This window comes from Acidovorax sp. SUPP3434, from assembly GCF_030159015.1.
Classification (GTDB): domain Bacteria; phylum Pseudomonadota; class Gammaproteobacteria; order Burkholderiales; family Burkholderiaceae_C; genus Paracidovorax.
Window position 1 is genome coordinate 72,450 of sequence record NZ_BQXL01000007.1, and the last position, 22,644, is coordinate 95,093.

The 22,644-nt window shown below is 68.2% G+C and carries 24 protein-coding genes and 1 tRNA gene; 10 read left to right on the forward strand and 15 right to left on the reverse strand.

All coding sequences use genetic code 11. The features are described from left to right. Window positions 1-2: 2 nt before the first annotated feature. The 6 genes from lpxD to AVKW3434_RS13005 are packed head-to-tail and all read left to right on the forward strand — an operon-like array spanning window position 3 to window position 4,905. Window positions 3-983 (forward strand): UDP-3-O-(3-hydroxymyristoyl)glucosamine N-acyltransferase, encoded by a 981-nt coding sequence (gene lpxD, locus AVKW3434_RS12980; protein WP_284406169.1) that lies wholly within the window; start codon window positions 3-5, stop codon window positions 981-983. A gap of 13 nt (window positions 984-996) precedes the next feature. Continuing rightward, complete coding sequence (gene fabZ, locus AVKW3434_RS12985; protein WP_092744676.1) at window positions 997-1,437, forward strand: 3-hydroxyacyl-ACP dehydratase FabZ; 441 nt, start codon at window positions 997-999, stop codon at window positions 1,435-1,437. A gap of 22 nt (window positions 1,438-1,459) precedes the next feature. Continuing rightward, window positions 1,460-2,251 (forward strand): acyl-ACP--UDP-N-acetylglucosamine O-acyltransferase, encoded by a 792-nt coding sequence (gene lpxA / locus AVKW3434_RS12990; RefSeq protein WP_284406170.1) that lies wholly within the window; start codon window positions 1,460-1,462, stop codon window positions 2,249-2,251. Between the two features lie 5 nt (window positions 2,252-2,256). Further along, entirely contained in the window at window positions 2,257-3,426 is a 1,170-nt protein-coding gene (lpxB, locus tag AVKW3434_RS12995) for a lipid-A-disaccharide synthase (RefSeq protein ID WP_284406171.1), read from the forward strand. After that, a complete protein-coding gene (rnhB, locus tag AVKW3434_RS13000) occupies window positions 3,398-4,120 on the forward strand; it encodes a ribonuclease HII (RefSeq protein ID WP_284406172.1) in 723 nt (240 codons plus the stop codon). Before lpxB ends, rnhB begins: the two co-directional genes overlap by 29 nt. Next, a complete protein-coding gene (locus AVKW3434_RS13005; protein ID WP_284406173.1) occupies window positions 4,117-4,905 on the forward strand; it encodes a TrmH family RNA methyltransferase in 789 nt (262 codons plus the stop codon). The genes rnhB and AVKW3434_RS13005 overlap by 4 nt, the downstream gene beginning before the upstream one ends. Before the next feature lie 132 nt (window positions 4,906-5,037). Here AVKW3434_RS13005 and AVKW3434_RS13010 read toward each other — a convergent pair whose 3' ends face one another. The 6 genes from AVKW3434_RS13010 to AVKW3434_RS13035 all read right to left on the reverse strand — a co-directional run bounded on the left by AVKW3434_RS13010 (window position 5,038) and on the right by AVKW3434_RS13035 (window position 11,939). Further along, window positions 5,038-5,523, reverse strand: coding sequence for a hemerythrin domain-containing protein (locus AVKW3434_RS13010; RefSeq protein ID WP_284406174.1), 486 nt, complete (start codon window positions 5,521-5,523; stop codon window positions 5,038-5,040). 293 nt (window positions 5,524-5,816) lie between these two features. Next, window positions 5,817-5,892, reverse strand: a tRNA-Thr gene (locus AVKW3434_RS13015). 11 nt (window positions 5,893-5,903) lie between these two features. Continuing rightward, window positions 5,904-6,911, reverse strand: coding sequence for a class 1 fructose-bisphosphatase (locus AVKW3434_RS13020; protein ID WP_272568522.1), 1,008 nt, complete (start codon window positions 6,909-6,911; stop codon window positions 5,904-5,906). Window positions 6,912-6,939: 28 nt separating this feature from the next. Then, window positions 6,940-9,660, reverse strand: a complete 2,721-nt coding sequence (pepN, locus tag AVKW3434_RS13025; protein WP_284406284.1) for an aminopeptidase N — start codon at window positions 9,658-9,660, stop codon at window positions 6,940-6,942. Between the two features lie 25 nt (window positions 9,661-9,685). Continuing rightward, window positions 9,686-10,790 (reverse strand): peptide chain release factor 2 gene (gene prfB, locus AVKW3434_RS13030; RefSeq protein ID WP_272552141.1). Its coding sequence is split into 2 segments (ribosomal slippage): window positions 9,686-10,708 and window positions 10,710-10,790, totalling 1,104 coding nucleotides; the frame shifts between segments, so codons are not numbered across the junction. Window positions 10,791-10,976: 186 nt separating this feature from the next. Next, window positions 10,977-11,939 carry an alpha/beta fold hydrolase gene (locus AVKW3434_RS13035; RefSeq protein ID WP_284406175.1) on the reverse strand — a complete coding sequence of 321 codons (963 nt, stop codon included), beginning with the start codon at window positions 11,937-11,939 and terminating at the stop codon, window positions 10,977-10,979. Between the two features lie 173 nt (window positions 11,940-12,112). On the opposite strand from AVKW3434_RS13035, the gene AVKW3434_RS13040 reads away from it, so the two are divergent. The 3 genes from AVKW3434_RS13040 (at window position 12,113) to plsY (ending at window position 14,394) form a co-directional block, all read left to right on the forward strand. After that, a complete protein-coding gene (locus AVKW3434_RS13040) occupies window positions 12,113-13,174 on the forward strand; it encodes an aldo/keto reductase (RefSeq protein ID WP_284406176.1) in 1,062 nt (353 codons plus the stop codon). Beyond that, complete coding sequence (locus AVKW3434_RS13045; RefSeq protein ID WP_284406177.1) at window positions 13,171-13,674, forward strand: aminoacyl-tRNA deacylase; 504 nt, start codon at window positions 13,171-13,173, stop codon at window positions 13,672-13,674. Before AVKW3434_RS13040 ends, AVKW3434_RS13045 begins: the two co-directional genes overlap by 4 nt. Before the next feature lie 84 nt (window positions 13,675-13,758). After that, window positions 13,759-14,394, forward strand: coding sequence for a glycerol-3-phosphate 1-O-acyltransferase PlsY (plsY, locus tag AVKW3434_RS13050; RefSeq protein ID WP_272568532.1), 636 nt, complete (start codon window positions 13,759-13,761; stop codon window positions 14,392-14,394). Between the two features lie 26 nt (window positions 14,395-14,420). Here plsY and AVKW3434_RS13055 read toward each other — a convergent pair whose 3' ends face one another. From AVKW3434_RS13055 to AVKW3434_RS13065, 3 genes are read right to left on the reverse strand one after another with little or no spacing between them, the layout of a single operon-like run. After that, window positions 14,421-15,440, reverse strand: coding sequence for an HD-GYP domain-containing protein (locus AVKW3434_RS13055; RefSeq protein ID WP_284406178.1), 1,020 nt, complete (start codon window positions 15,438-15,440; stop codon window positions 14,421-14,423). Window positions 15,441-15,450: 10 nt separating this feature from the next. After that, the gene (locus AVKW3434_RS13060; protein WP_284406179.1) at window positions 15,451-16,095 is read right to left on the reverse strand and encodes a retropepsin-like aspartic protease family protein; all 645 of its coding nucleotides are present in this window, start codon (window positions 16,093-16,095) and stop codon (window positions 15,451-15,453) included. Window positions 16,096-16,152: 57 nt separating this feature from the next. Continuing rightward, window positions 16,153-16,638 carry a YajQ family cyclic di-GMP-binding protein gene (locus AVKW3434_RS13065; RefSeq protein WP_284406180.1) on the reverse strand — a complete coding sequence of 162 codons (486 nt, stop codon included), beginning with the start codon at window positions 16,636-16,638 and terminating at the stop codon, window positions 16,153-16,155. Between the two features lie 67 nt (window positions 16,639-16,705). On the opposite strand from AVKW3434_RS13065, the gene murB reads away from it, so the two are divergent. Then, window positions 16,706-17,788 carry a UDP-N-acetylmuramate dehydrogenase gene (murB, locus tag AVKW3434_RS13070; protein ID WP_284406181.1) on the forward strand — a complete coding sequence of 361 codons (1,083 nt, stop codon included), beginning with the start codon at window positions 16,706-16,708 and terminating at the stop codon, window positions 17,786-17,788. A gap of 150 nt (window positions 17,789-17,938) precedes the next feature. Here murB and AVKW3434_RS13075 read toward each other — a convergent pair whose 3' ends face one another. The 6 genes from AVKW3434_RS13075 to AVKW3434_RS13100 form a co-directional block, all read right to left on the reverse strand. Then, complete coding sequence (locus AVKW3434_RS13075) at window positions 17,939-18,397, reverse strand: carboxymuconolactone decarboxylase family protein (protein WP_284406182.1); 459 nt, start codon at window positions 18,395-18,397, stop codon at window positions 17,939-17,941. Window positions 18,398-18,535: 138 nt separating this feature from the next. Beyond that, window positions 18,536-19,426, reverse strand: coding sequence for an RNA polymerase sigma factor SigJ (gene sigJ / locus AVKW3434_RS13080; RefSeq protein WP_284406183.1), 891 nt, complete (start codon window positions 19,424-19,426; stop codon window positions 18,536-18,538). Between the two features lie 156 nt (window positions 19,427-19,582). Then, window positions 19,583-20,926 (reverse strand): argininosuccinate synthase, encoded by a 1,344-nt coding sequence (gene argG / locus AVKW3434_RS13085; RefSeq protein WP_272568543.1) that lies wholly within the window; start codon window positions 20,924-20,926, stop codon window positions 19,583-19,585. Between the two features lie 17 nt (window positions 20,927-20,943). After that, window positions 20,944-21,261, reverse strand: a complete 318-nt coding sequence (gene ppnP / locus AVKW3434_RS13090) for a pyrimidine/purine nucleoside phosphorylase (protein WP_284406184.1) — start codon at window positions 21,259-21,261, stop codon at window positions 20,944-20,946. A 180-nt stretch (window positions 21,262-21,441) separates the two neighbouring features. Further along, the gene (locus AVKW3434_RS13095) at window positions 21,442-22,077 is read right to left on the reverse strand and encodes a glycine zipper 2TM domain-containing protein (RefSeq protein WP_284406185.1); all 636 of its coding nucleotides are present in this window, start codon (window positions 22,075-22,077) and stop codon (window positions 21,442-21,444) included. A gap of 112 nt (window positions 22,078-22,189) precedes the next feature. Then, a complete protein-coding gene (locus AVKW3434_RS13100) occupies window positions 22,190-22,603 on the reverse strand; it encodes an ArsC family reductase (RefSeq protein ID WP_284406186.1) in 414 nt (137 codons plus the stop codon). Window positions 22,604-22,644 lie beyond the last annotated feature (41 nt).

The window sequence follows — 22,644 nt, forward strand, 5'->3', positions numbered from 1 at the left end:
GCGTGAGCCTCTCTCTGGGGCAGATCGTCGATGCGCTGGGCGGCACGCTGGAGGGGGGCGAGAGGGACGGAGAAATCCGCCGCATCGCTCCCCTGGAGTCTGCAGGTCCCGGTGACCTGGCTTTTTTAAGCCATCCGCGCTACCAGCAGCAACTGGCCGCCTCCCGGGCGGCCTGTGTCATTGTGGCGCCATCGATGCGCGAGGCCGGGCTGGCCCGGGGGGCGTGCATCGTCGCGGACGAGCCGTACGTGTATTTCGCGCGTGCCACGCAGCTGTGGAAGCGCGCGCATGCCGTGGCGGTGCCGCAGGGCATCCATCCCAGCGCAGTGGTGGACCCGGACGCCACGGTGCATCCCACGGCCTTCATCGGCCCGCTGTGCGTGGTGGAGCGCGGTGCGCGCGTGGGCGCGGGCACGGTGCTCAAATCGCGGGTGACGCTGGGCGAGGACTGCCACATCGGCGAGCGCTGCATCGTGCATGCCGGCGTGGTGATCGGGGCCGACGGCTTCGGCTTCGCGCCGCAGGGCGGCGAATGGGTCAAGATCGAACAGCTGGGGGCCGTGCACATCGGCAACGACGTCGAGATTGGCGCCAACACCTGCATCGACCGCGGCGCACTGGAAAACACGGTCATCGAAGATGGCGTGAAGCTCGACAACCTCATCCAGATCGGCCACAACGTGCGCATCGGCCGGCATTCCGCCATGGCGGGGTGCGTGGGGGTGGCGGGCAGCGCGACCATCGGCGCGCATTGCACGGTGGGGGGCGGAGGCATCGTGCTGGGGCATCTCGAACTGGCCGACCACGTGCACGTGTCGGCGGCCACGGTGGTCACGCGATCGCTGACCCGGCCGGGTCAATACACCGGCATGTTCCCCATCGACGAAAATGCGAAGTGGGAAAAAAACGCGGCCACGCTCAAGCAGCTTCACAGCCTGCGCGAACGGATCAAGGCCCTCGAACAAACTCGAAAAGACGGTTAGACCGCATCTTCCAATGATGGATATCCACCAAATTCTCAAGCTCTTGCCGCACCGCTATCCGTTTCTGCTGGTGGACCGCGTGGTCGAACTCGAAAGGGGCAAGCGCATCCAGGCGCTCAAGAACGTCACGATCAACGAGCCTTTTTTCACGGGGCATTTCCCGAGCCGGCCCGTGATGCCCGGCGTGCTTATGCTCGAGGCCCTTGCGCAGGCCGCGGGCTTGCTGTCGTTCGACATGATGGGCGAGGCGCCCGGCGACGACAAGGTGTTCTATTTCGTCGGCATCGACGGCGCGCGCTTCAAGCGCCCCGTGGAGCCGGGCGACCAGCTCATCCTGGAAGTGGATCTGGACCGCATCAAGGGCGGCATCTACAAGTTCAAGGGCCTGGCGCGCGTGGGCGACAGCGTGGCCTGCGAGGCCGAGATCATGTGCACCATGCGCACTGTGGGCTGACGCTGCGAGGGCAGGGCGGCACGTGACCAGCAGCATCCACTCCACAGCCATCGTCGACCCCGCAGCGCGGATCGACGCCTCCGCGGCCATCGGCCCCTATGCGGTGATCGGCCCGCACGTGACGATCGGTGCGCGCACCTCGGTGGGCGCGCACTGCGTCATCGAAGGGCGCACCACGATCGGCGAAGACAACCGGATCTTCCAGTTCGCGTCCCTGGGCGCCGCGCCGCAGGACAAGAAGTACGCCGGCGAGACCACCGAGCTGCGCATCGGCGACCGCAACACGATCCGCGAGTTCTGCACGTTCAACACCGGCACGGCGCAGGACCGGGGCGTGACCACGATCGGCAACGACAACTGGGTCATGGCTTATGTGCACATCGCCCACGACTGCGCGGTCGGCCACCACACCGTGCTGGCCAACAACGCCACGCTGGCCGGCCATGTGCACGTGGGTGACCACGCCATCATCGGCGGCCTCACGGGCGTGCACCAGTTCACCAAGGTGGGCGCGCACGTCATGGCCGGGTTCGCGAGCCACATCTCGCAGGACGTGCCCCCCTTCATGATGGTGGACGGCAATCCGCTGTCCGTGCGCGGGTTGAACCTTGAAGGACTGCGCCGGCGCGGGTTCTCGGCCGACCGGCTCGCCGCGATCAAGCAGGCGCACCGCCTGCTGTATCGCCAGGGCCTCACGCTGGACGCGGCGCGGCAGGCGATTGCCGAGTTGCCGTCGGTCCACGGCGAGGCCGCGCCCGACATCGCGCTGCTGCTGGATTTCATCGCCAACTCTTCGCGCGGCATCGCGCGCTGACCGCGATGGTGCCCTCCCTCCAACCGGCACCGCGCATCGCGATGGTGGCAGGCGAAACCTCCGGCGATCTGCTGGCGGGCCTGCTGCTCGAAGGCCTGCAGGCGCAATGGCCGGGCGTGACCGGGCAGGGCATCGGCGGGCCGCAGATGCAGCGGCGGGGCTTCACAGCCTGGTGGCCGAGCGAGCGCCTGGCCGTGCATGGCTACAGCGTCGAGCTGCTTCGCCGGCTCTGGGGCATCGTGCAGATCCGCAAGCAATTGAGGCGGCGGCTGCTCGCGGACCCGCCGCAGGTCTTCATCGGCGTGGATGCGCCCGACTTCAACCTGGGGCTCGAATCCGACCTGCGCGCGGCCGGCATCAAGACGGTGCATTTCGTGTGCCCTTCGATCTGGGCCTGGCGTGCCGAACGCATCGAGAAAATCAAGCGCAGCGCCGACCACGTGCTGTGCATCTTCCCGTTCGAGCCCGCGCTCCTGGCCCGCCATGGCATTGCCGCCACTTACGTCGGCCATCCGCTGGCCAATGTGATTCCCATGCAGCCGGACCGCGAGGCGGCGCGGGCCCGGCTGGGGCTGGCCCCCGGCGACGAGGTGCTGGCCATCCTGCCGGGCAGCCGTTCGGCCGAGGTGGACTACATCGCCGCACCGTTCCTGCGGGCGGCGGCCTTGCTGCGCCAGGCGCGCCCCGCGTTGCGCATGGTCATTCCGGCCGTACCGGCGCTGCGCGCACGCATCGAGCAGGTGGTGCGCGAATGCGGCATGGCCGAGGCGGTGCAGGTCGTCGAAGGCCAGTCGCACACCGTGCTGGCGGCCTGCGACTGCACGCTGATCGCCAGCGGCACGGCCACCCTCGAGGCAGCCCTGTTCAAGCGGCCCATGGTGATCGGCTACCACATGCACCCCATCAGCTGGCGCCTCATGCGGCGCAAGCAGCTGCAGCCGTGGGTGGGGCTGCCCAACATCCTTTGCGGCGAATTCGTCGTGCCCGAGCTGATCCAGGATGCCGCCACCCCCGAGGCGCTGGCCGCGGCCGTCACGCAGTGGCTCGACGCGCCCACGCAATCCCCCGACACGCTGGCGGCGCTGGAGCAGCGCTTCACCGCGCTGCACGAAACCCTGCACCGCGACACCCCTCGATTGGCCGCCGATGCGATCCAGAAAATCCTTGCCGCCTGAGCAGGCGGCCCTGCCATGGCATCCCCCGGGCCTGGTGGCCGGGGTGGACGAAGCCGGGCGCGGGCCGCTGGCCGGCCCGGTGGTGGCCGCCGCCGTGATCCTCGACGATCTGAATCCGATCGCCGGTCTGGCCGATTCCAAGACATTGACCGCCGCGCGCCGCGAAGCGCTGTACGACGAGATCCGCGCCAAGGCCCTGTGCTGCGCGGTGGCCGAGGCCAGCGTGGAAGAGATCGACACCATCAACATTCTGCAGGCGACCATGCTGGCCATGCAGCGCGCGGTGCAGGGGCTGCGCCTGAAGCCCGTGCGTGTGCTGGTGGATGGCAACCGGCTGCCCGTGCTGGAAGTGCCCGCGGACGCCATCGTCAAGGGCGATGCACTGGTGCAGGCCATTTCTGCGGCGTCGATCCTGGCCAAGGTCACACGCGACCGCTGGTGCGCGCAATTGCACCTGGAATATCCCCAATACGGCTTTGCCGGCCACAAGGGATATGGGACGGCCGAACACATGGCGGCGCTGCAGCAGCATGGCGCTTGCCCGCACCACCGCCGCTCGTTTTCGCCCGTGGCTGCGACCCTCGTCCGGGGCAACGCGGCGGTACTCCCACTGCCTGCGGTGCCTACCGTGAATGGGTCGCACGCGTTGCCGGCGCCGCAGGGCCTGGTGCGGGCGGAATGGCAGCCGGCATGACCTCGGACAACGTCACCTTCGTTCAGTCGCGCGACAACGCGTTCGTCAAGGACCTGCGGCGCCTGGCGCAGGACAGCAGCGCTTACCGCAAGCAGGGCCGGGTATGGCTGGAAGGCGACCACCTGTGCCGTGCGGCGCTGGCCCGGGGGCTGCAGCCGGCGGTGGCCGTGTATGCGGAGTCTTTTTGGTCTGAAGCGCAAGAAAGCTACCGGCATACTGCTATCAAAAACATAGTGATTGCCGATCCCCTCTGGGCGGACGTGAGCGGCCTCGAATCGCCGGCGCGCATGGGCTTCGTGCTGGAGATGCCGGCGGCCGCCGCGTTGGTGCCGGGCGTGTCCACCGTGGTGCTCGACCGCCTGCAGGACGCCGGCAACGTGGGGTCCATCCTGCGCAGCGCGTCGGCATTCGGTTTCGGACAGATCGCGGCCATCAAGGGCACGGCGGCGCTGTGGAGCGCCAAGGTGCTGAGGGCCGGCATGGGGGCCCACTTTGGCCTGCGGCTGGTGGAGGGGCTCGATGCGACGGACATCGATGCGCTCGGCCTGCCCCTGCTGGCGACCAGTTCGCACGGCGGGGAATTCCTGCACCGGGCGCAACTGCCCTGGCCTTGTGGGTGGGTCATGGGGCATGAAGGGCAGGGCGTGTCGCCAGCGCTGCAGGAGCGCGCGAGCCGCCTGATCCGCATTGCCCAGCCGGGCGGGGAAGAATCGTTGAATGTGGGTGCGGCGGCCGCGATATGCCTGCATGCGAGCGCTGCGGTGGCGGAGACGGGCCGCACCTGACGGCCTGGCCCACAGGCTTTCAGCAGACGCTGGTCAGGGCGGCGGCGAGAGAGAGGGCGGTAAGCGCCTCGCAGCGCCGACCCTGCGTTTCGCGGCAAGGCCGCCCTGAGGGAGGGCGGTCCGCCAGGGTCGTCAGGCCATTGCTTCTTCACCCGCCAGCAGCTCTTCCTTGCGGGCTTCGAGCGTTTCGCGCATGGCCACGAGGTCGAGCTTGCGGGCGGCACGTGCCTTCGGAAAGATCTCGTTGCGCTCTTCCTTCACGTGGTGGTCGATGTACTCGCCCAGCACTGTCACCTTGGCATCGAACATTTCATCGGCGGCGCTGGCGGCCTCGATCTGCGCGATCAGGTCCTTGGCACTGGCGTGCTCCACTTCGGCTTCGGCGAGGAGGTCGGTGTCCTTGATGGCATCGCGCAGGGCGGGGTAGAAGATCTCTTCTTCGATCTGCGCATGCACGGCCAACTCGCGGCAGATCTGGCGCGCCAGCTCGAACCGCTGGGTGGCGGCCGCCTTGGAGCGGGACTCCATCAGCGATTCGTATTCCTTGAACATTTTCTTGACGGCGCGATGGTCCGCATCGAGCAGGGAGCAGGCGTCTCGGGGTGCACGGGTGGTCATGGGATTTCCTTGTCGATGGTGTGTGTGGGGAAGGCCATGCTGCACGGGTGGTCTACCCCCTGCCGTAGGACGCCAAGCCACGGACCTGCGCGGGTTCGCCTTCGGCGGACACGCCGCTGGGGCGGCCATATCGGGCCCATCGATCATTGGATTGGCTGCGGGGATCGTGCTGGCAACGCGCGTTGGTCGCCGCCGTTCAGCCGCTCGATGCCGGGATGCTGTGCAGCGCCGGCACACGCAATGCAAGCCCCAAAAGAAAAACCCCTGACTCTTGCGAATCAGGGGTTTCCATTTGGTGCCGGAGAGATGAATCGAACACCCGACCTTCTCATTACGAATGAGCTGCTCTACCGACTGAGCTACACCGGCGAAGACTCGAATTATATATCGGAATGGTAGCGTGTCACGCGTTCCACTTCATTTTTTGAGCCCAGCACCACGCTGACGCGCTCGTGCAACTGCGTGGGCTGGATGTCCAGGATGCGCTGCTTGCCGTTGGTGGCGGCGCCGCCGGCCTGCTCGACGAGCCAGCTCATGGGATTGGCCTCGTACATCAGGCGCAGCTTGCCGGGCTTGTTGGGTTCGCGCTTGTCCCAGGGGTACAGGAACACGCCGCCGCGCGTGAGGATGCGGTGCACGTCGGCCACCATGCTGGCGATCCAGCGCATGTTGAAGTCCTTGCCGCGCGGGCCTTCGGTGCCGGCCAGGCATTCGTCGATGTAGCGCTTGACCGGGGTGTCCCAGTGGCGCATGTTGCTCATGTTGATGGCGAATTCCTTGGTGTCCTCGGGAATGCGCACGTTCTCTTCCACCAGCACGAACGAGCCCTGCTCGCGGTCCAGCGTGAACATGGCGACGCCGTCGCCCACGGTCAGCACCAGCGTGGTCTGGGGGCCGTAGATGCAATAGCCCGCGGCCACCTGCTGGGTGCCGGCCTGCAGGAAGTCCTCGGTCATGACGCCGGGGTGGCCTTCGGGCTTTTTCAGCACGCTGAAGATGGTGCCGATGCTCACGTTCACGTCGATGTTGGATGAGCCGTCGAGTGGATCGAACAGCAGCAGGTACTCGCCCTGCGGATAGCGGTTGGGCACCACGTAGATGCTGTCCATCTCTTCGGACGCCATGGCGGCGAGGTGGCCGCCCCATTCGTTGGCTTCGATGAGCACTTCGTTGGCGATGATGTCCAGCTTCTTCTGGATCTCGCCCTGCACGTTCTCGCTGGCGGCCGTGCCCAGCACGCCGCCCAGCGCGCCCTTGTTCACGGCGTGGCTGATGCTCTTGCAGGCACGGGCGACCACTTCGAGCAGCAGGCGCAGCTGCGAGGGGATGAGGCCGTCCACCCGCTGCTGTTCGACGAGGTAGCGGGTGAGGCTGATGGTTTTTGCCATGGAGGGGGTTTCCTATTTTTGGACGTGATCAGTCGGCCAGCGCGCGGGTGACCACCTCGCGCACGTCGTTGGACAGGTCGGGCTTGGCCGCCACGCGGGCGATGGCGTCACGCGCTGCGCCGCGGTAGGGATCGGCCAGCTTCTTCCAGCGGTCGAGCGCCCGGGCCAGGCGCGCCGCCACCTGCGGGTTGAGCGTGTCCAGCTCCAGCACGCGGTCGGCCCAGAACTGGTAGCCCGCGCCGTCCAGGCGGTGAAAGCCCCCGGGGTTGGCGCTGCAGTAGCTGAAGATCACGCTGCGCGCGCGGTTCGGGTTCTTGAGGCTGAAGTCCGCGTGCTTCATGAGCTGCTGCACGGCGGCCAGCACCTGCCCGCCGCGGTCGGGCGCGCCCGCCTGCAGCGAGAACCATTTGTCCAGCACCAGGGCCTCGTCCTTGAACAGGGCGTGAAAGCGCGCGAGTGCCGGCTCGGCCAGGGCATGGCCGCTGTACACCAGCGCCGTGAGGGCGTTGAAGCGGTCGGTCATGTTGCCGGCGTCCTTGAAGCGCTGGTACGCCTTGCCCGGCCACACGCTGTCGCCCGTGGTGCGGGCCGCCAGGCACAGCATGGAAAGCGCCAGGCCGGACAGCGCGCGGCGGCCGGCCGAGATCGCATCGGGGCGGTAGGCGCCCGTGTCGTGGTGCTGCGCCCAGATGGCTTCCCACTCCGGCTGCAGCGCGACGGCGAGTTGCGCGCGCATCGCTTCGCGCACGGCGTGCACGCGCTGCGGGTCCACCACGTCCAGGTGCTCGGCGATGTAGCCCTCGGAGGGCAGGCTGAGCACCAGTTCCTTGAAGGCCGCGTCCAGCGCGGGGTGGCGCAGCACGCCGCGCATGGCCTCCACGAAGCTGTCGGGCACGATCTGTTGCTCAATAGGTGTGCCTGCCGGCGGATTGATTGCCTCGTCCGCTATTGTTTTAATAGCGATGCGCAGGGCCAGGCGCTGGCCGGCCTCCCAGCGGTTGAAGGCGTCGGTGTCGTGCGCCAGCAGGGCGAGCAGCTCGGCATCGCTGTAGTCGATGTCCAGCACCACCGGGGCGCTGAACCCGCGCAGCAGCGACGGCACGGGCTGGGAGCCCACGTTCACGAAGGTGAACGCATGGGTGGCCTCGGTCAGCACCACGGTGCGGTCCGCGCCGCCCGCGGCGGCTTCGCCCTCCAGTTGCAGCGGCAGCGCGTTGCCGTCCGCGCCCAGCAGGCCCAGGGCCACCGGGATCACGGCGGGCTCCTTGAGCGGCTGGCCGGGCGTGGGCGCGAGGCTTTGCGACAGCGTGAGCGTGTAGGTGCGCGCGGCGGCGTCGTACACGCCCGTGGCCTGCACGCGCGGCGTGCCGGCCTGCGAATACCAGCGCTTGAACTGCGGCAGCAGGCGGGCCAGGTCGCTGTCCGGGTTGGCATCGGCGATGGCCTGCGCGAAATCGTCGCAGGTGACCGCCTGTCCGTCGTGGCGCTCGAAGTACAGCTTCATGCCGCGCGCGAAGCCTTCGCGGCCCACCAGCGTGTGCATCATGCGCACGACCTCGGCACCCTTTTCGTAGATGGTGACGGTGTAGAAGTTGTTGATCTCGACGTAGCTGTCGGGCCGCACCGGGTGCGCCATGGGGCCGGCGTCTTCCGGGAACTGCGCGGTGCGCAGCACGCGCACGTCCTCGATGCGCTTGACGGCGCGGGCCGAGGGGCTGCCCGACAGGTCCTGGCTGAACTCCTGGTCCCGAAAGACCGTGAGGCCTTCCTTGAGCGACAGCTGGAACCAGTCGCGGCAGGTGACGCGGTTGCCGGTCCAGTTGTGGAAGTACTCGTGGCCCACCACGCTTTCGATGTTGCCGAAATCCACATCGGTCGCCGTGGCCTGGCTGGCCAGCACGTACTTCGTGTTGAAAATGTTCAGGCCCTTGTTCTCCATCGCGCCCATGTTGAAGTCGCTGGTGGCGACGATCATGAAGCGCTCCAGATCCAGCGGCAGGCCGAAGCGCGCCTCGTCCCAGGCCACGCTGGCCATGAGGGAGTTCATGGCGTGCTCGGTCTTCTCCAGGTCGCCCGGGCGCACGTACACCTGCAGCAGGTGGTCGGCGCCGGAGCGCGAGCGGATGCGCTGCTCGCGCGCCACGAGCTTGCCGGCCACCAGCGCGAACAGGTAGCAGGGCTTCTTGTGCGGGTCCTGCCACTTGGCGAAATGTCGCGCGCCGTTGGGGCCGTCGTCCAGCGGGCCATGGTCGATCAGGTTGCCGTTGGACAGCAGCACCGGGTAGGCGGCCTTGTCGGCGCGCAGCAGCACGGTGAAGCTGGCCATCACGTCCGGCCGGTCCAGGAAGTAGGTGATGCGCCGAAAGCCCTCGGCCTCGCACTGGGTGAAGAAGGTGCCCTGGCTCACGTACAGGCCCGACAGCTGCGTGTTCTTGGTCGGAGAGCAGGTGGTGAAGATCTCCAGGTCGAAGGGCTCGTGGCCCTCGGGCAGGTTCTCCAGCACCAGCTGGCCGTTTTCCATCTTGAACGAGGTGCCTGCGCCGTTGACCAGCACGCGCGCCAGGTTCAGCTCGTCGCCATCGAGCCGCAGCGCGCCCGCGGGCACGTCCGCATTGCGGCGCAGCCGCATCTTGTTGAGCACCCGGGTCTTGGCCGGGTCCAGGTCGAACGTGAGGTCCACCGTGTCGATCCAGAACGCGGGGGCGGTGTAGTCGGCACGGTGGATGGCCGTGGCGTGTCCTTCTCTCATCATGGCTTGGGGCTTTCCGGGCGCGTTACACGCCCTGCTTGAGGGAGGCTTCGATGAAGGCGTCGAGATCGCCGTCCAGCACTTTCTGGGTGGCGGAGATTTCGACGTTGGTGCGCAGGTCCTTGATGCGGCTGTTGTCCAGCACGTAGCTGCGGATCTGGTGGCCCCAGCCGACATCGGTCTTGGTATCTTCCAGCTTTTGCTGCTCTTCCTGGCGCTTGCGCATCTCGAAGTCATACAGGCGCGAGCGCAGGCGCTGCCATGCCACGTCGCGGTTGCTGTGCTGGCTGCGGCCATCCTGGCACTGAACGACGATGCCGGTTGGAATGTGCGTCAAACGCACGGCCGAATCGGTCTTGTTGATGTGCTGGCCGCCGGCGCCGCTGGCGCGGAAGGTGTCGGTGCGCACATCGGCCGGGTTGATGTCGATCTGGATCGAGTCGTCGATCTCCGGATAGACGAACAGGCTGGCGAAGCTGGTGTGGCGCCCGCCGGACGAGTCGAACGGGCTCTTGCGCACCAGCCGGTGCACGCCGGTCTCGGTGCGCAGCAGGCCATAGGCGTATTCGCCCTCGATCTTGATCGTGGCGCTCTTGATGCCGGCCACGTCGCCCGGGGTTTCGTCCTCCACCGTGGTCTTGAAGCCCTTGCGCTCGGCGTACTTGAGGTACTGGCGCAGCAGCATGCCCGCCCAGTCGCAGGCCTCGGTGCCACCGGCGCCGGCCTGGATGTCCACGAAGCAATTGAGCGGATCGGCCTCGTTGCTGAACATGCGGCGGAACTCGAGCATCTCGATCTCGGGCTTGAGCTTGGCGGTCTCGGCCTCGATGGTCATCAGGCCGTCGTCGTCGCCTTCTTCCTTGCTCATGTCGAAGAGCTCGGTGTTGTCGGCCAGCTCGCGCGTGAGCCGCTCCAGCGTGAGCACCACGCCGTCCAGGCTCTTCTTTTCCTTGCCCAGTTCCTGGGCCTTTTTGGGGTCGTTCCAGACCGTGGGGTCTTCCAGCGAGGCGTTTACCGTGCGCAGGCGTTCGAATTTGGCATCGAAGTCAAAGATACCTCCGTAACTCTTGCGTGCGCACGGTCAGGTCGGAGAGGGTGTTGCCGATGAGGTTGATGCGTTCTGCGTCCATGGTGCGTGTCCTGAGTGTTCGGTGGAATAACCGGCGATTTTCTCACGCGATGCGCCGCACGCCCCCAATGCCCTTCCACGGGGCGCAGGGCGCTGCCGGCCGGCCCCGTTGCCGGGGCGCAAAACGGGCCGTTATTTCAAAAATGATAGCAAGATGCCCTAGTGGAATATGCGCTGGCGGCCTGTTTCATTCAGGAGTGCTCAGGAACGACTCGATCAGCGCCGCCACCGCGCCGGGCTGGTCGTGGTGCAGCATGTGCCCGGCGTCCTGGACCACGGCGGTGCGGCAATCGCGCACGTGGCGCAGGCGGGCGTGGTATTCGGGCAGGTCGTAGCGGTCCTTCCACCACAGGCCCATGCTGTCGTCGCTGGCCTCCACCGCGAGGGTGGGCGCGGTGATGCCGTCGTACAGGGCCAGCGCTTCCTCCACGCGGTAGATCTGCGAGCTGGTGATCTTGTGCGCCGCATCGCCCAGGATGCGCCAGCGGCCCTGCGCGTCGGGCGCGGCCCACTGGCGGGCCAGCCAGGCGGCCTTGTCGGCGGACAGGCGCGGATTGGTCTTGATGAGGCGCTGGGCCACGCCGTCGGCGCTGTCGTAGGCCTTGAGCGATTTCTCGCCGCGCTCCAGCGCCCGGATCTCGTCCATCCACTGCGCGTAGCGCCGGGGGGCCTGGTCGGGCGTGGTGGCCGGCAGGCCGAAGCCTTCCAGGTTCACCAGCCGGCGGATGCGCGCGGGCCGCACGCCGGCATAGGCCATGCACACGTTGCCGCCCATGCTGTGGCCCACCAGATCGACCGGCTGGCCGGGCGCGTAGTGGTCCAGCAGGTGGTCCAGGTCGGCCAGGTAGTCGGCGAACACGTAGTGGTCGCAGGGCGCCGGCAGGCGGCTCAGGCCGAAGCCCCGCCAGTCGGGCGCGATGACCGTGCGGCCGGCGAAGAACGCCTGAGACAGCGCGTCCACCACGAACTGGTAGGAGGCGCCCACGTCCATCCAGCCGTGCATCAGCACCAGCGGGGGCCGAGAAGGGGAAGACGGTGAAGACGGGGAAGCGGAGGCGGGCGACGCCTCGCCGTTCCAGCGGCGAACGTGGTACTGCAGGGTGCGGACGGGGACGAATTCGCTCTGGGAGGCGCGGGCGGGCTGGTACATCGGGCGATTATTCGTGCAGGGCGCGGCGGCGTCAGTCAAGGCTGGGACAAGCGGGCGGCCACTCGTTCGGGGCCCTGACTGCGGGGCCTTCGGGCATGCGGTGCGCTCGCTGCGGGAACGGGAAAAATCCATTATTCTGCCCAGCCCATCCGCAGCTTGTAGGTCCTCTCCCCATGCAAAAAATCCCATTGGGCGCCAGCGCGCTCCAGGTCACGCCCATCTGCCTGGGCACCATGACGTTCGGCGAACAGGTGGACGAAGCCACGGCCCATGCCATTCTCGACCGCTCGCTGGAGCGGGGCGTGAACTTCATCGACACCGCCGAGATGTACGCCGTGCCGGCGCGCGCCGAGACCTACGGCGCCACCGAGACCATCATCGGCCGCTGGTTCGCCAGCCGCCCCGGCGCCCGCGAAAAGACGGTGCTGGCCACCAAGGTGGCGGGCCCCTCGCGCGGCATGCCCTGGGTGCGCGAAGGCAAGGGAATGACCCCGGCCGACATCGTGGCCTCGTGCGACGCCAGCCTGCGCCGCCTGCAGACCGACGTGATCGACCTCTACCAGATCCACTGGCCCGAGCGCCACGTGCCCGCGTTCGGCACGGTCTACTACGACCCCGCCAAGGAAACCTCGGCCACGCCCATCCACGACCAGCTGCAGGCGCTGGCCGGGCTGGTGCAGGCCGGCAAGGTGCGCGCCATCGGCCTGTCCAACGAAACGCCTTACGGCGTGCACGAGTTCGTGCGGCTGGCCGAGCAGCACGGCCTGCCGCGCGTGGCCACGGTGCAGAACCCGTACTGCCTCATCAACCGCACCTGGGAAAACGGCATGGACGAGTCCTGCCACCGCCTGGGCGTGTCGCTGCTGGCGTATTCGCCCCTGGGCTTCGGGCTGCTGACGGGCAAGTACGACGCCAGCGGCACGACCGGCGCCGATGCGCCGAAGGGCGCGCGCATCGCCAGCTACGAATCGGTGCGCAAGCAGCGCTGGGGCCGGCCCGAGGCGCTGGAGGCCTCGCGCCGCTACAACGCGCTGGCGCGCGAGCACGGCCTCACGCCCACGCAGATGGCGCTGGCGTTCTGCTACACCAAGTGGCAGGTGGCCAGCACCATCATCGGCGTGACCTCGCTGGCCCAGCTGGACGAAGACCTCGATGCCTGGGGCACGGTGCTCTCGCCCGACCTGCTCGCGGCCATCGACGCGGTGCGCTGGGAACTGCGAGACCCGGCACTGTGAGCAAGAAGGCCGCCAAGGCCGCCCATGTGAGCGAAACCCCGGCCACCCAGTGGCTGCGGCGCCAGGGCGTGCCCTTCACCGAGCATCCGTACGACTACGTGGAGCACGGCGGCACCGCGCACAGCGCGGCCAGCCTGGGGCTGGACGAGCACGTCGTCGTCAAGACGCTGGTGATGCAGGACCAGGATGCGAAACCCCTCATCGTGCTCATGCATGGCGACCGCAAGGTGTCCACCAAGAACCTGGCCCGCCAGATCGGCGCCAAGTCGGTCGAGCCCTGCCAGCCCGAGGTGGCCAACCGCCACAGCGGGTACCTGTTGGGCGGCACCTCGCCGTTCGGCACGCGGCGCGACATGCCGGTGTACATCGAGGAAAGCATCCTTGCGCTGCCGCACATCGCCATCAACGGCGGGCGCCGGGGCTTTCTGGTGCAGATCGATCCGCAGGTGTGCGTGCAGCAGCTCGGTGCCAAGCCGGTGCAGTGCGCGCTGGCAGAATAGGCCGCCCCGCCGAACCGGGGCCGCGCCTTCGGGGCGCCGGCCACCGGCTTCTCGTAGCGCCCGCATCCTGAAGGAATTCCTACCTTGACCACCGTCTATTGCCTCCTGGCCACCGTGGCCGCCTACCTGCTGGGCTCGCTGTCGTTCGCCGTCATCGTGAGCCGCACCATGGGCCTGAACGATCCCCGCACCTATGGCAGCAAGAACCCCGGCGCCACCAACGTGCTGCGCTCCGGTTCCAAGGCCGCGGCCGTGATCACGCTGCTGCTCGATGCGGTCAAGGGCTGGCTGCCCGTGGTGCTGGTGCAGGCCTTCGGCAAGCCCTATGGCCTGGAGGACGGCACCGTGGCGCTGGTGGGCCTGGCGGCATTCCTCGGGCATCTGTGGCCCGTGTTCTTTCGCTTCGAGGGCGGCAAGGGCGTGGCCACGGCGCTGGGCGTGCTGGTCGGCATCAGCCCATGGCTGGGACTGGCCACGCTGCTGACCTGGGTCATCATCGCGTTCTTCTTTCGCTACTCGTCGGGCGCGTCGCTCGCGGCGGCGGTGTTCGCGCCGCTGTATTACGTGATGTTCGGCGGCGTGCTCTGGTACACCGACGCGACCATCGGCGTGGCCATCGCCGCCATGTCGGCGCTGCTGGTGTGGCGGCACCGCGAAAACATCCGCCGCCTCATGGCCGGCACCGAATCCCGGCTGGGCCAGAAGAAGAAAAAGCCCTGATCGAACGGAGCAGGGCGGGGCCCCGGTCAGGGCCGGCCCGCCGTGCTCACCAACCCCATCAGCCCGCTGCTGTGCTGGGCCGCATAGTGGCCCAGGCGCACCAGCGTGCGATGGTTGATCTCCACCTTCACCGCGGGCCGAGCCAGCGCCGACTGGATGCGCGGCCGGCCACTGGCCGTCTGGTGCAGCCGGGGCTGGGCCAGGTGCTCGCCATCGCGGTCGAGCAGGCTGGCCACCAAGGGGGAGTTGACCTTCTCGCTGCGGCGCAGCACCAGTGCGGTCTCGCCGTTGTCCAGCCGCACGAAGGTGCCAGGCGGGCACAGTCCGACGGCGCGCACGAGCGCATAGGTGACTTCGTCGCGCCGGTCTACGTCCTGGCCCACGATGGCGCGCACCGAATCCGTGGCGCTGCGGCCCGCACGCGACTTGCGCGGGCTGATCATCGCGGCGTAGCGGTCGATCGTCCCCAGGATGCGGCTGAGCCGGTCCTCGGCGGGCATGCCCGCCAGCGGCTGCGTCTCGGCCAACGGCGCATGGTGCTGGCCCACGACGTCCAGCCACAGCGGATCCTTCACGTCCAGCTGCTCCAGCAGGGTCATGCTGCGCAGCGGGTGCGCCTCGATGGCCTCCTGCTGCGCGGGGCTGGGCCGCTCGCGCTGGCTGGCCAGCTCGTCCTGCAGCGCGGTCATGCCGATGTTCATGGTGATCGCGGCCCGCACCAGGCTGTCGCGCTCCAGGGAGGGCAACTGCAGCTCGCGTGCGAGGATGTGGCACAGGGTGCCGCACACCAGCGCATGCGATGCGCTGTAGCCCACCGTGGAAGTGGAGGCCAGCTGGAACATCAGGTACAGGGCGGCGTCGATGTCGTGCTCGACCAGCTCCTGCAGCCATCGGTCGCACTGGCGCACCTTGGCGGGGAAGTCGTGCACCTGCAGGGGCCGCGAGAGGATCACCGCCAGGGCGGATTCCAGGTCCGACCACAGGCCGAGCAGGTCTTCGTATTCGCTGTCGGACGGCTCGCCGGCGGTGGGATGGCTGAGGGACATGGGGCGCGGGCTAGGGGCGCTTTTCCAGCACCATCTGGTCGTTGACGCGGCTCATCTGGAACTCGTTCAGGAAACTGTTGCCCAGCAGCACGAAAGGCATGGCCTGGGGCGTGACGACCGCGTCCACGCCGAGCACCTCGACATCGCCGATGCGCACCGAATCGAGCTTGATGCGCCAGCCCTGGGCCGTGCCGTTGGCGGTGCCCAGCATCACGGGCTGCCCGCCCCGGTACGCCAGGCCCATGCGGTCCGCCTCGGGCTGGCCGATGGCCACCGTACTGGCGCCGGTGTCCACGAGGTATTGCATCGGTCGGCCGTTGATGGTGCCGCTGTTCACGAAATGCCCCCGGCTGTCCGCCGTGAGCACCACGCGCCGCCCCGGGGCGGCGCCCCGGCTGCCCACGCTCACCGGGGCCTCGCCCAGCACGAGCGTTCGGCGCACGCCGGCCAGCTCGACCACGGCCTCGTCGCGCCCCACCGAGACGACCTTCACACCCTGGTGGCTCTCGCCCGGCCCCACGCCGCGCGGCGCACCGCCGTTGACCACGAGCAGCGCCTTGGCTCCCAGGATGCCGGTGAGCGCCACCGCCTGGGCGTGCGCCTGCCATGGCGCAAGCGCCAGGGCGGCAGCGAGCGGGATGGCGCGCAGGAGCATCGCAGGAAAGCCGGGGGCGAGGCGGTGACGGGTGACGGGGGAGCGGGCGGCGGGATGTCAGTCGCGGAAGTTGTCGAACGACAGAGGAATGTCCACCACTTCCTTGCGCAGCAGGGCCATGGCCGCCTGCAGGTCGTCGCGCTTGGCGCCGGTCACGCGCACTTTCTCTTCCTGGATGGCGGCCTGCACCTTGAGCTTGCTTTCCTTGATGAGCTTCTGGATCTTCTTGGCCAGCTCGCTCTCGATGCCGTTGCGCACCTTCACGACCTGCTTGACCTTGTCGCCGCCGACCTTCTGCGGCTTTTCCATGTCGAGAAAGCGCACGTCCACGTTGCGCTTGGTGAGCTTGTTGCGCAGGATGTCTTCCACCTGGGTGAGCTGGAAGTCGGCATCGCCGAACAGCGTGATCTCCTTGTCCTTGATCTCGATGGCGGCGGACGTGCCCTTGAAGTCGAAGCGCGTGCCGATTTCCTTGGCGGTGTTTTCGACCGCGTTCTTCACTTCTACGAGGTTGGCTTCACAAACGGTGTCAAAAGAAGGCATGGCATCACTCTCGGAAACTGGGGGAGAACCCGGCCGCGAAAAGGGGCCGGGTGCGACAATCCGGTCGATGTTAGTCGAGAAAAACGCTCCCCTGCAGCACTGCAATACCTTCGGCATCGTGGCCCGCGCCCACACGCTGGTGCGCGCCCGCGCGGTCGAGGACGTGCGCGCCCTGGTGTCCGACCCGCAGCTGGCGGGCTCGCCCGTCTTCGTGCTGGGCGGCGGCAGCAACATCGTCCTCACGGGCGACGTGAAGCCCGTGGTCCTCAAGATGGAGATCAAGGGCCTGCGGCTGGTGCAGGAAACCGCCCAGGCCTTCATCGTGGAGGCCGGTGCCGGCGAGTCCTGGCACGACGCCGTCGCCTGGACCCTGGCGCACGGCTTTCCCGGCCTGGAAAACCTGGCGCTCATTCCCGGCACCGTGGGCGCGGCGCCCGTGCAGAACATCGGCGCCTACGGCGTCGAACTGCAGGACCGCTTTGATTCCCTGGATGCCATCGACCTGGCGACGGGCCAGCCGTTCACGCTCGATGCCGCCCAGTGCGCGTTCGGCTACCGCGATTCCGTCTTCAAGCACCAGGCCCCCGCCGCCCCCGCGGGCGCCGCCGAGGGCAGCGCGCCGCGCGGCATGGGCCTGGCGGGGCGCGCGGCCATCACGCACGTGCGCTTTCGCCTGCCCAAGCCCTGGAAGCCCGAGCTGGGTTACCTGGACCTGGAGCGCAAGCGGGCCGAGGCCGGGGTGGCCGAGCCCACGGCGCAACAGATCTTCGAATGGGTGTGCGAGGTGCGCCGCGCCAAGCTGCCCGACCCGGCCGTGGTGGGCAATGCCGGCAGCTTTTTCAAGAACCCCACGGTGACGCCCGACCAGTGCTCGGACATCATCGCCCGCGAGCCGCGCATCGTGCACTACCCCATGCCCGACGGCACCATCAAGCTGGCGGCGGGCTGGCTGATCGATGCCTGCGGCTGGAAGGGCAAGAGCGTGGGCAAGGCCGGCGTGTACGAAAAGCAGGCGCTGGTGCTGGTCAACCGCGGCCGGGGCGCCGACAGCGTGACCGGCGGCGAGGTGATGACGCTGGCCAAGGCCATCCAGACCAGCGTGTACGAGCGCTTCGGCATCCGGCTGGAGCCGGAGCCGGTGGTGGTCTAGGCCCGGCGCGTGCGGCCGGTTCTGCCGCGAAGCGGCTGCAAGGCCGCCGCAGAGAAATTGCTATGTTATTGATAGCACTGGTGGCATATTTGACTAGGGCATCAAGCCGATTTGGCTCTGATTTCCGGTGCGGAAGCCCGAACGGGGCGCTCAGACGCCGGCGCCGCCCGCCGGTGGCGCGCGGAAGGCGACCTGGAACCGGTTCCAGCCGTTGATGGCGACGACGGCCAGCGACAGCTCGACGATCTCCGCCTCCGAGAACTGCGCCGCCACCAGGTCATAGACCGCGTCCGGCACGTCCTGCGTGGCGGCCAGGCGGGTCAGCGATTCGGCCCAGGCCAGCGCCGCGCGTTCGCGGGCATCGAACAGGCCGGCCTCGCGCCAGGCCGCCAGCAGGTGCAGGCGCCGGTCGGTCTCGCCATGCCGGCGGGCCACGCCCACGTGCAGGTCGATGCAGAACGCGCAGCCGTTGATCTGCGACACGCGCATCTTCACCAGTTCCTTGAGGGCGAGGGGCAGCGCGCCGGCGCGCAGCTGGTTCTCCAGCGCCATCATGGCGTTCGCGGTGGCGGGATGGTTTGTCATGAGGTCGATGCGGGCGTGGGACATGGGATGCCTTTCGTGGCGGTGGGTGGTTGAAGGAAGGAGCGGGTGGGAAAACCGTGGCCCATGGCGCGGCCCGCACCCGGCGCGGGTGCCATGCCATCGGGAACGGAGCGGGAAAAGGGGACCGGGCGGCGGCGGGGCCTACAGCCCGCGCAGCTTGTCCGGGTTCAGCACGGCATAGATGCCGTGGATGTGCGTGCCGTCGGTCTGCAAGGCCAGCGCCACGCGCGGCGTGCCGCCCTCACGCAGCACCAGGCCCGGCGTGCCGTTGATCTGCACTTCCTGCACGGCGAGGTGGCCCAGGTACACGCGCCACAGGCCCGCCGCCAGCCGGGCCAGGGCCCGGGGGCCGCGCACCACCTTGGTGGCGGCCTGGACCTTGCCGCCCGCATCGGGCGTCCAGGTGGCGCCCGGCGCGAACAGGGCGAGCAGGGCGCCGTGGTCCTGGGCGCGCATTGCGTCCATGAAGCGGTGCAGCAGGGCCCGCGCGGCGTCCGGCGTGGCCGAAAAGCGCACCTTCTCGCGGCGCACCTGGGTGCGGGCGCGGTGCACCAGTTGGCGGCAGGCGGCCTCGCTGCGGTCCAGCACGGTGGCGATCTCGGCGTAGTCGCTGTCGAACACGTCGTGCAGCAGGAAGGCGGCGCGCTCGTCGGGCGACAGGCGCTCCAGCACTACCAGCAGCGCGATGGAAAGATCGGACGCCAGTTCGGCGCGCGCATCGGCCGCCGGCGCGGTGGCGTCGCGGTCCAGCCAGGGCTCGGGCAGCCACGGGCCGCTGTAGGCCTCGCGCTCGGTGCGGGTGGCGCGCAGCCGGTCCAGGCACAGGCGGGTGACGGTGGTCACCAGCCAGGCTTCGGCCGTCTGCACGCGCTCGGCCGGCGTGGACTGCCAGCGCAGCCAGGCGTCCTGCAGCACGTCCTGCGCATCGGCGCGGCTGCCCAGCATGCGGTAGGCCACGCCCATGAGGCGCGGGCGGTGCTGAAGGAACGTGGCGATGTGCGGGTCCGGGGCGAGGGGTGTGTCGGCGTTCATGCCTTCAAGACGGGTGGCCGGGCCGGTTTGTGACGGGAATCCGCGCCGCCTGCCAAAAAAAGAAAACCGCCCGGCCGGGTGGCGGGGCGGTTGCTCTTGTTTTCATAGCTGCCAGCGCATGTGGCAGTAGCGCTGGAGGCCTTTCGATGCCTGGCGTTACTTTTTCTCGCTGCCGTCGCCCAGTTGCGCCAGCGCGGCATTGCCGCCCAGCGACAGCAGGCCGGACTGGGCGTAGACGCCCAGCTTGTGGCGCGTGTCGATGATGTCCAGGTTGCGCATGGTCAGCTGGCCGATGCGGTCGGCGGGGCTGAATGGCGCGTCTTCCACCTTTTCCATCGACAGGCGCTCGGGCGCATAGGTCAGGTTGGGCGATTCGGTGTTGAGCAGCGAGTAGTCGTTGCCGCGGCGCAGCTCCAGCGTCACCGTGCCGGTCACGGCGCGCGCCACCCAGCGCTGGGCGGTCTCGCGCAGCATGATGGCCTGCGGGTCGAACCAGCGGCCCTGGTACAGCAGGCGGCCCAGCTTCAGGCCGTTCATGCGGTACTGCTCGATGGTGTCTTCGTTGTGGATGCCGGTCACCAGACGCTCGTAGGCGATGTGCAGCAGCGCCAGGCCCGGGGCTTCGTAGATGCCGCGGCTCTTGGCTTCGATGATGCGGTTCTCGATCTGGTCGCTCATCCCCAGGCCATGGCGGCCGCCGATGCGGTTGGCTTCCAGGATCAGCGCCACGGGGTCGTTGTACTCGACGCCGTTCAGGGCGACGGGCTGGCCTTCCTCGAAGCGCACGGACACTTCCTCGGACTTGACCTGAACATCGTCCTTCCAGAACGCCACCCCCATGATGGGGTTCACGATGCGGATGCCGCTGTTCAGGAACTCCAGGTCCTTGGCCTCGTGCGTCGCGCCCAGCATGTTGCTGTCGGTGCTGTAGGCCTTTTCGGCGCTCATCTTGTAGCCGAAGCCTTCCTTCGTCATGAAGGCCGACATTTCGGCGCGACCGCCCAGCTCGTCGATGAACAGCTGGTCCAGCCAGGGCTTGTAGATCTTGAGCGAAGGGTTGGTGAGCAGTCCGTAGCGGTAAAAGCGCTCGATGTCGTTGCCCTTGAAGGTCGATCCGTCGCCCCAGATGTGGACGTCGTCTTCCTTCATGGCTGCCACCAGCATGGTGCCGGTGACGGCGCGGCCCAGCGGCGTGGTGTTGAAGTAGGTGATGCCGGCCGTGCTGATGTGGAAGGCGCCGGCCTGCAGCGCGGCGATGCCTTCATGGGCGAGCTGCGTGCGGCAGTCCACCAGGCGGGCTTTTTCGGCGCCGTATTCCATCGCCTTGGCGGGGATGGCGTCGTAGTCCGGCTCGTCGGGCTGGCCCAGGTTGGCCGTGTAGGCGTAGGGCAGGGCGCCCTTGTTCTTCATCCAGCGCAGCGCTGCGCTGGTGTCGAGACCGCCGGAGAAGGCGATGCCGACCTTCTGGTTCAGGGGCAGGTTCTGGAGGATGGTGGCCATGTGCGGTGCCTTGCGGTTCAGCCGAAGTGGCAGATGTAGTGGTAGGCGCTGGCGACGCGGATCTCGAACTTCGACTGGCCGGGCACGCTGAATTTCTCGCCCGCGCCGGACTTCACCCAGGCGTCGGTGCCGTCCAGCTTGTACTCGCACTCGCCGCCCACGCATTCCATGATCTCGGGCGCGCCGGTGTTGAAGGTCAGCGTGGCGGGCAGGATCACGCCCACCGATTTCTTCGTGCCGTCCGGAAACGTGATGTTGTGGCTCACGCATTTGCCGTCGAAATACACGTTGGCTTGGGTGGTGACGGACACGCCGTCGATGGTTTCGGTGGTCATGGATGCGCTTGAAAGGAAGAGGAAGGGGGAAAACCGAAGATTCTAGGTTGAACGCTGCGGCCGGCCCCCGTTCCCCGTGCGAGGCGGCGCCCCAAAACGCCGTGCCGAAGGCGCGCCCCACGAAAAAGGGAGCCCGAAGGCTCCCTGCTGGATGCGTTGGCCGTCCGGCCGGTGGTCCCTTCAGCGCCAGTAGGGATCGCGCGGGCGGGGTGGGTAGTAGGGGCGGCCGTAGCTGTCGTGGTATTCGATGACCGTGGTGGACGGGGGCGTCACGTAGGCGGGCGGGCCAGGGTAGGTGGAGACCACCACGCCCGGCTGGGCGTAGCCGCCGGAGTAGGCGGGGGCCGGCGGCGCGCTGGCGATGGGCTGCACGCTCACGGGAATCCAGGCGCCCGGGTCGTGCTGCGTGCGGGTGGTGTACTGGCGGCCCGCGTACTCGTAGAGCACGTTGTAGCCCATGGTGCGGTTCTCGTAGTACGTCTGGGTGGAGCAGCGCTGCACGTTCTGGTACTCGGGCCGGGTGCCCTCGATGTTGTTGCCCAGCACGGCCCCGCCGATCAGCCCGATGGCGGTGGCGGCGGCGCGGCCGCTGCCTTTGCCGATCGCGTTGCCGGTGGCCCCGCCGGCGATGGCACCCAGCACGGCTCCGGCGCCGGTCGGCCGGGATTCGCCGTAGATGGTTTCGTTACCGCACACCTGCTGGGGAATGGCCACCTGCTCGGTGATGGGGGTGGCGGAGAGGACGCGGCCCTGCTCCTGGGCGCTGGCACTGGCTGCAACGGCAGCCAGCGCGGTCAACAAGATGATTTTCTTCATGGAGAAGCTCCTTTCGGTCGGTGTACAACGCATCAGGCTGAGAAAAAGTTTAGGGTCGCCGTGTCAAGCCTGCAGCCGGGGGCCGTAAATCTGGGTAAAGATTTGTGCCGTTTCAGGGCTTGGAGCGCGCGGTGGCGGCTTCGTTCCAATCGGCTTCGTTGAAACCCACGGTGATGCGGCCGTCCGCCCATTCCACGACCGGGCGCTTGATGACGCTGGGCTGCGCCTTCATCACCTCGGTGGCGCTGCCCGCGTCGTGCACGGCGGCCTGGGTGTCCGCATCCAGCTTGCGCCAGGTCGTTCCCTGGCGGTTGAGCAGCTTTTCCCAGCCCACCGCATCGGCCCAATGCGGCAGGCGATCGGCCGGCACGCCCTGCTTCTTGAAGTCGTGGAACTGGTGCGCAACGCCCTGGGCGGCGAGCCAGGCGCGGGCCTTCTTGACGGTGTCGCAGTTGGGAATGCCGTAGAGCACGGTGGTGTCCAGGCGGGCGGCGGCGTGGGCGGGGGTACGGGTGGGGGTACTCATGGCGCAGATCATCGTGCAAGCCGCGCTCGGCGACAATCCGG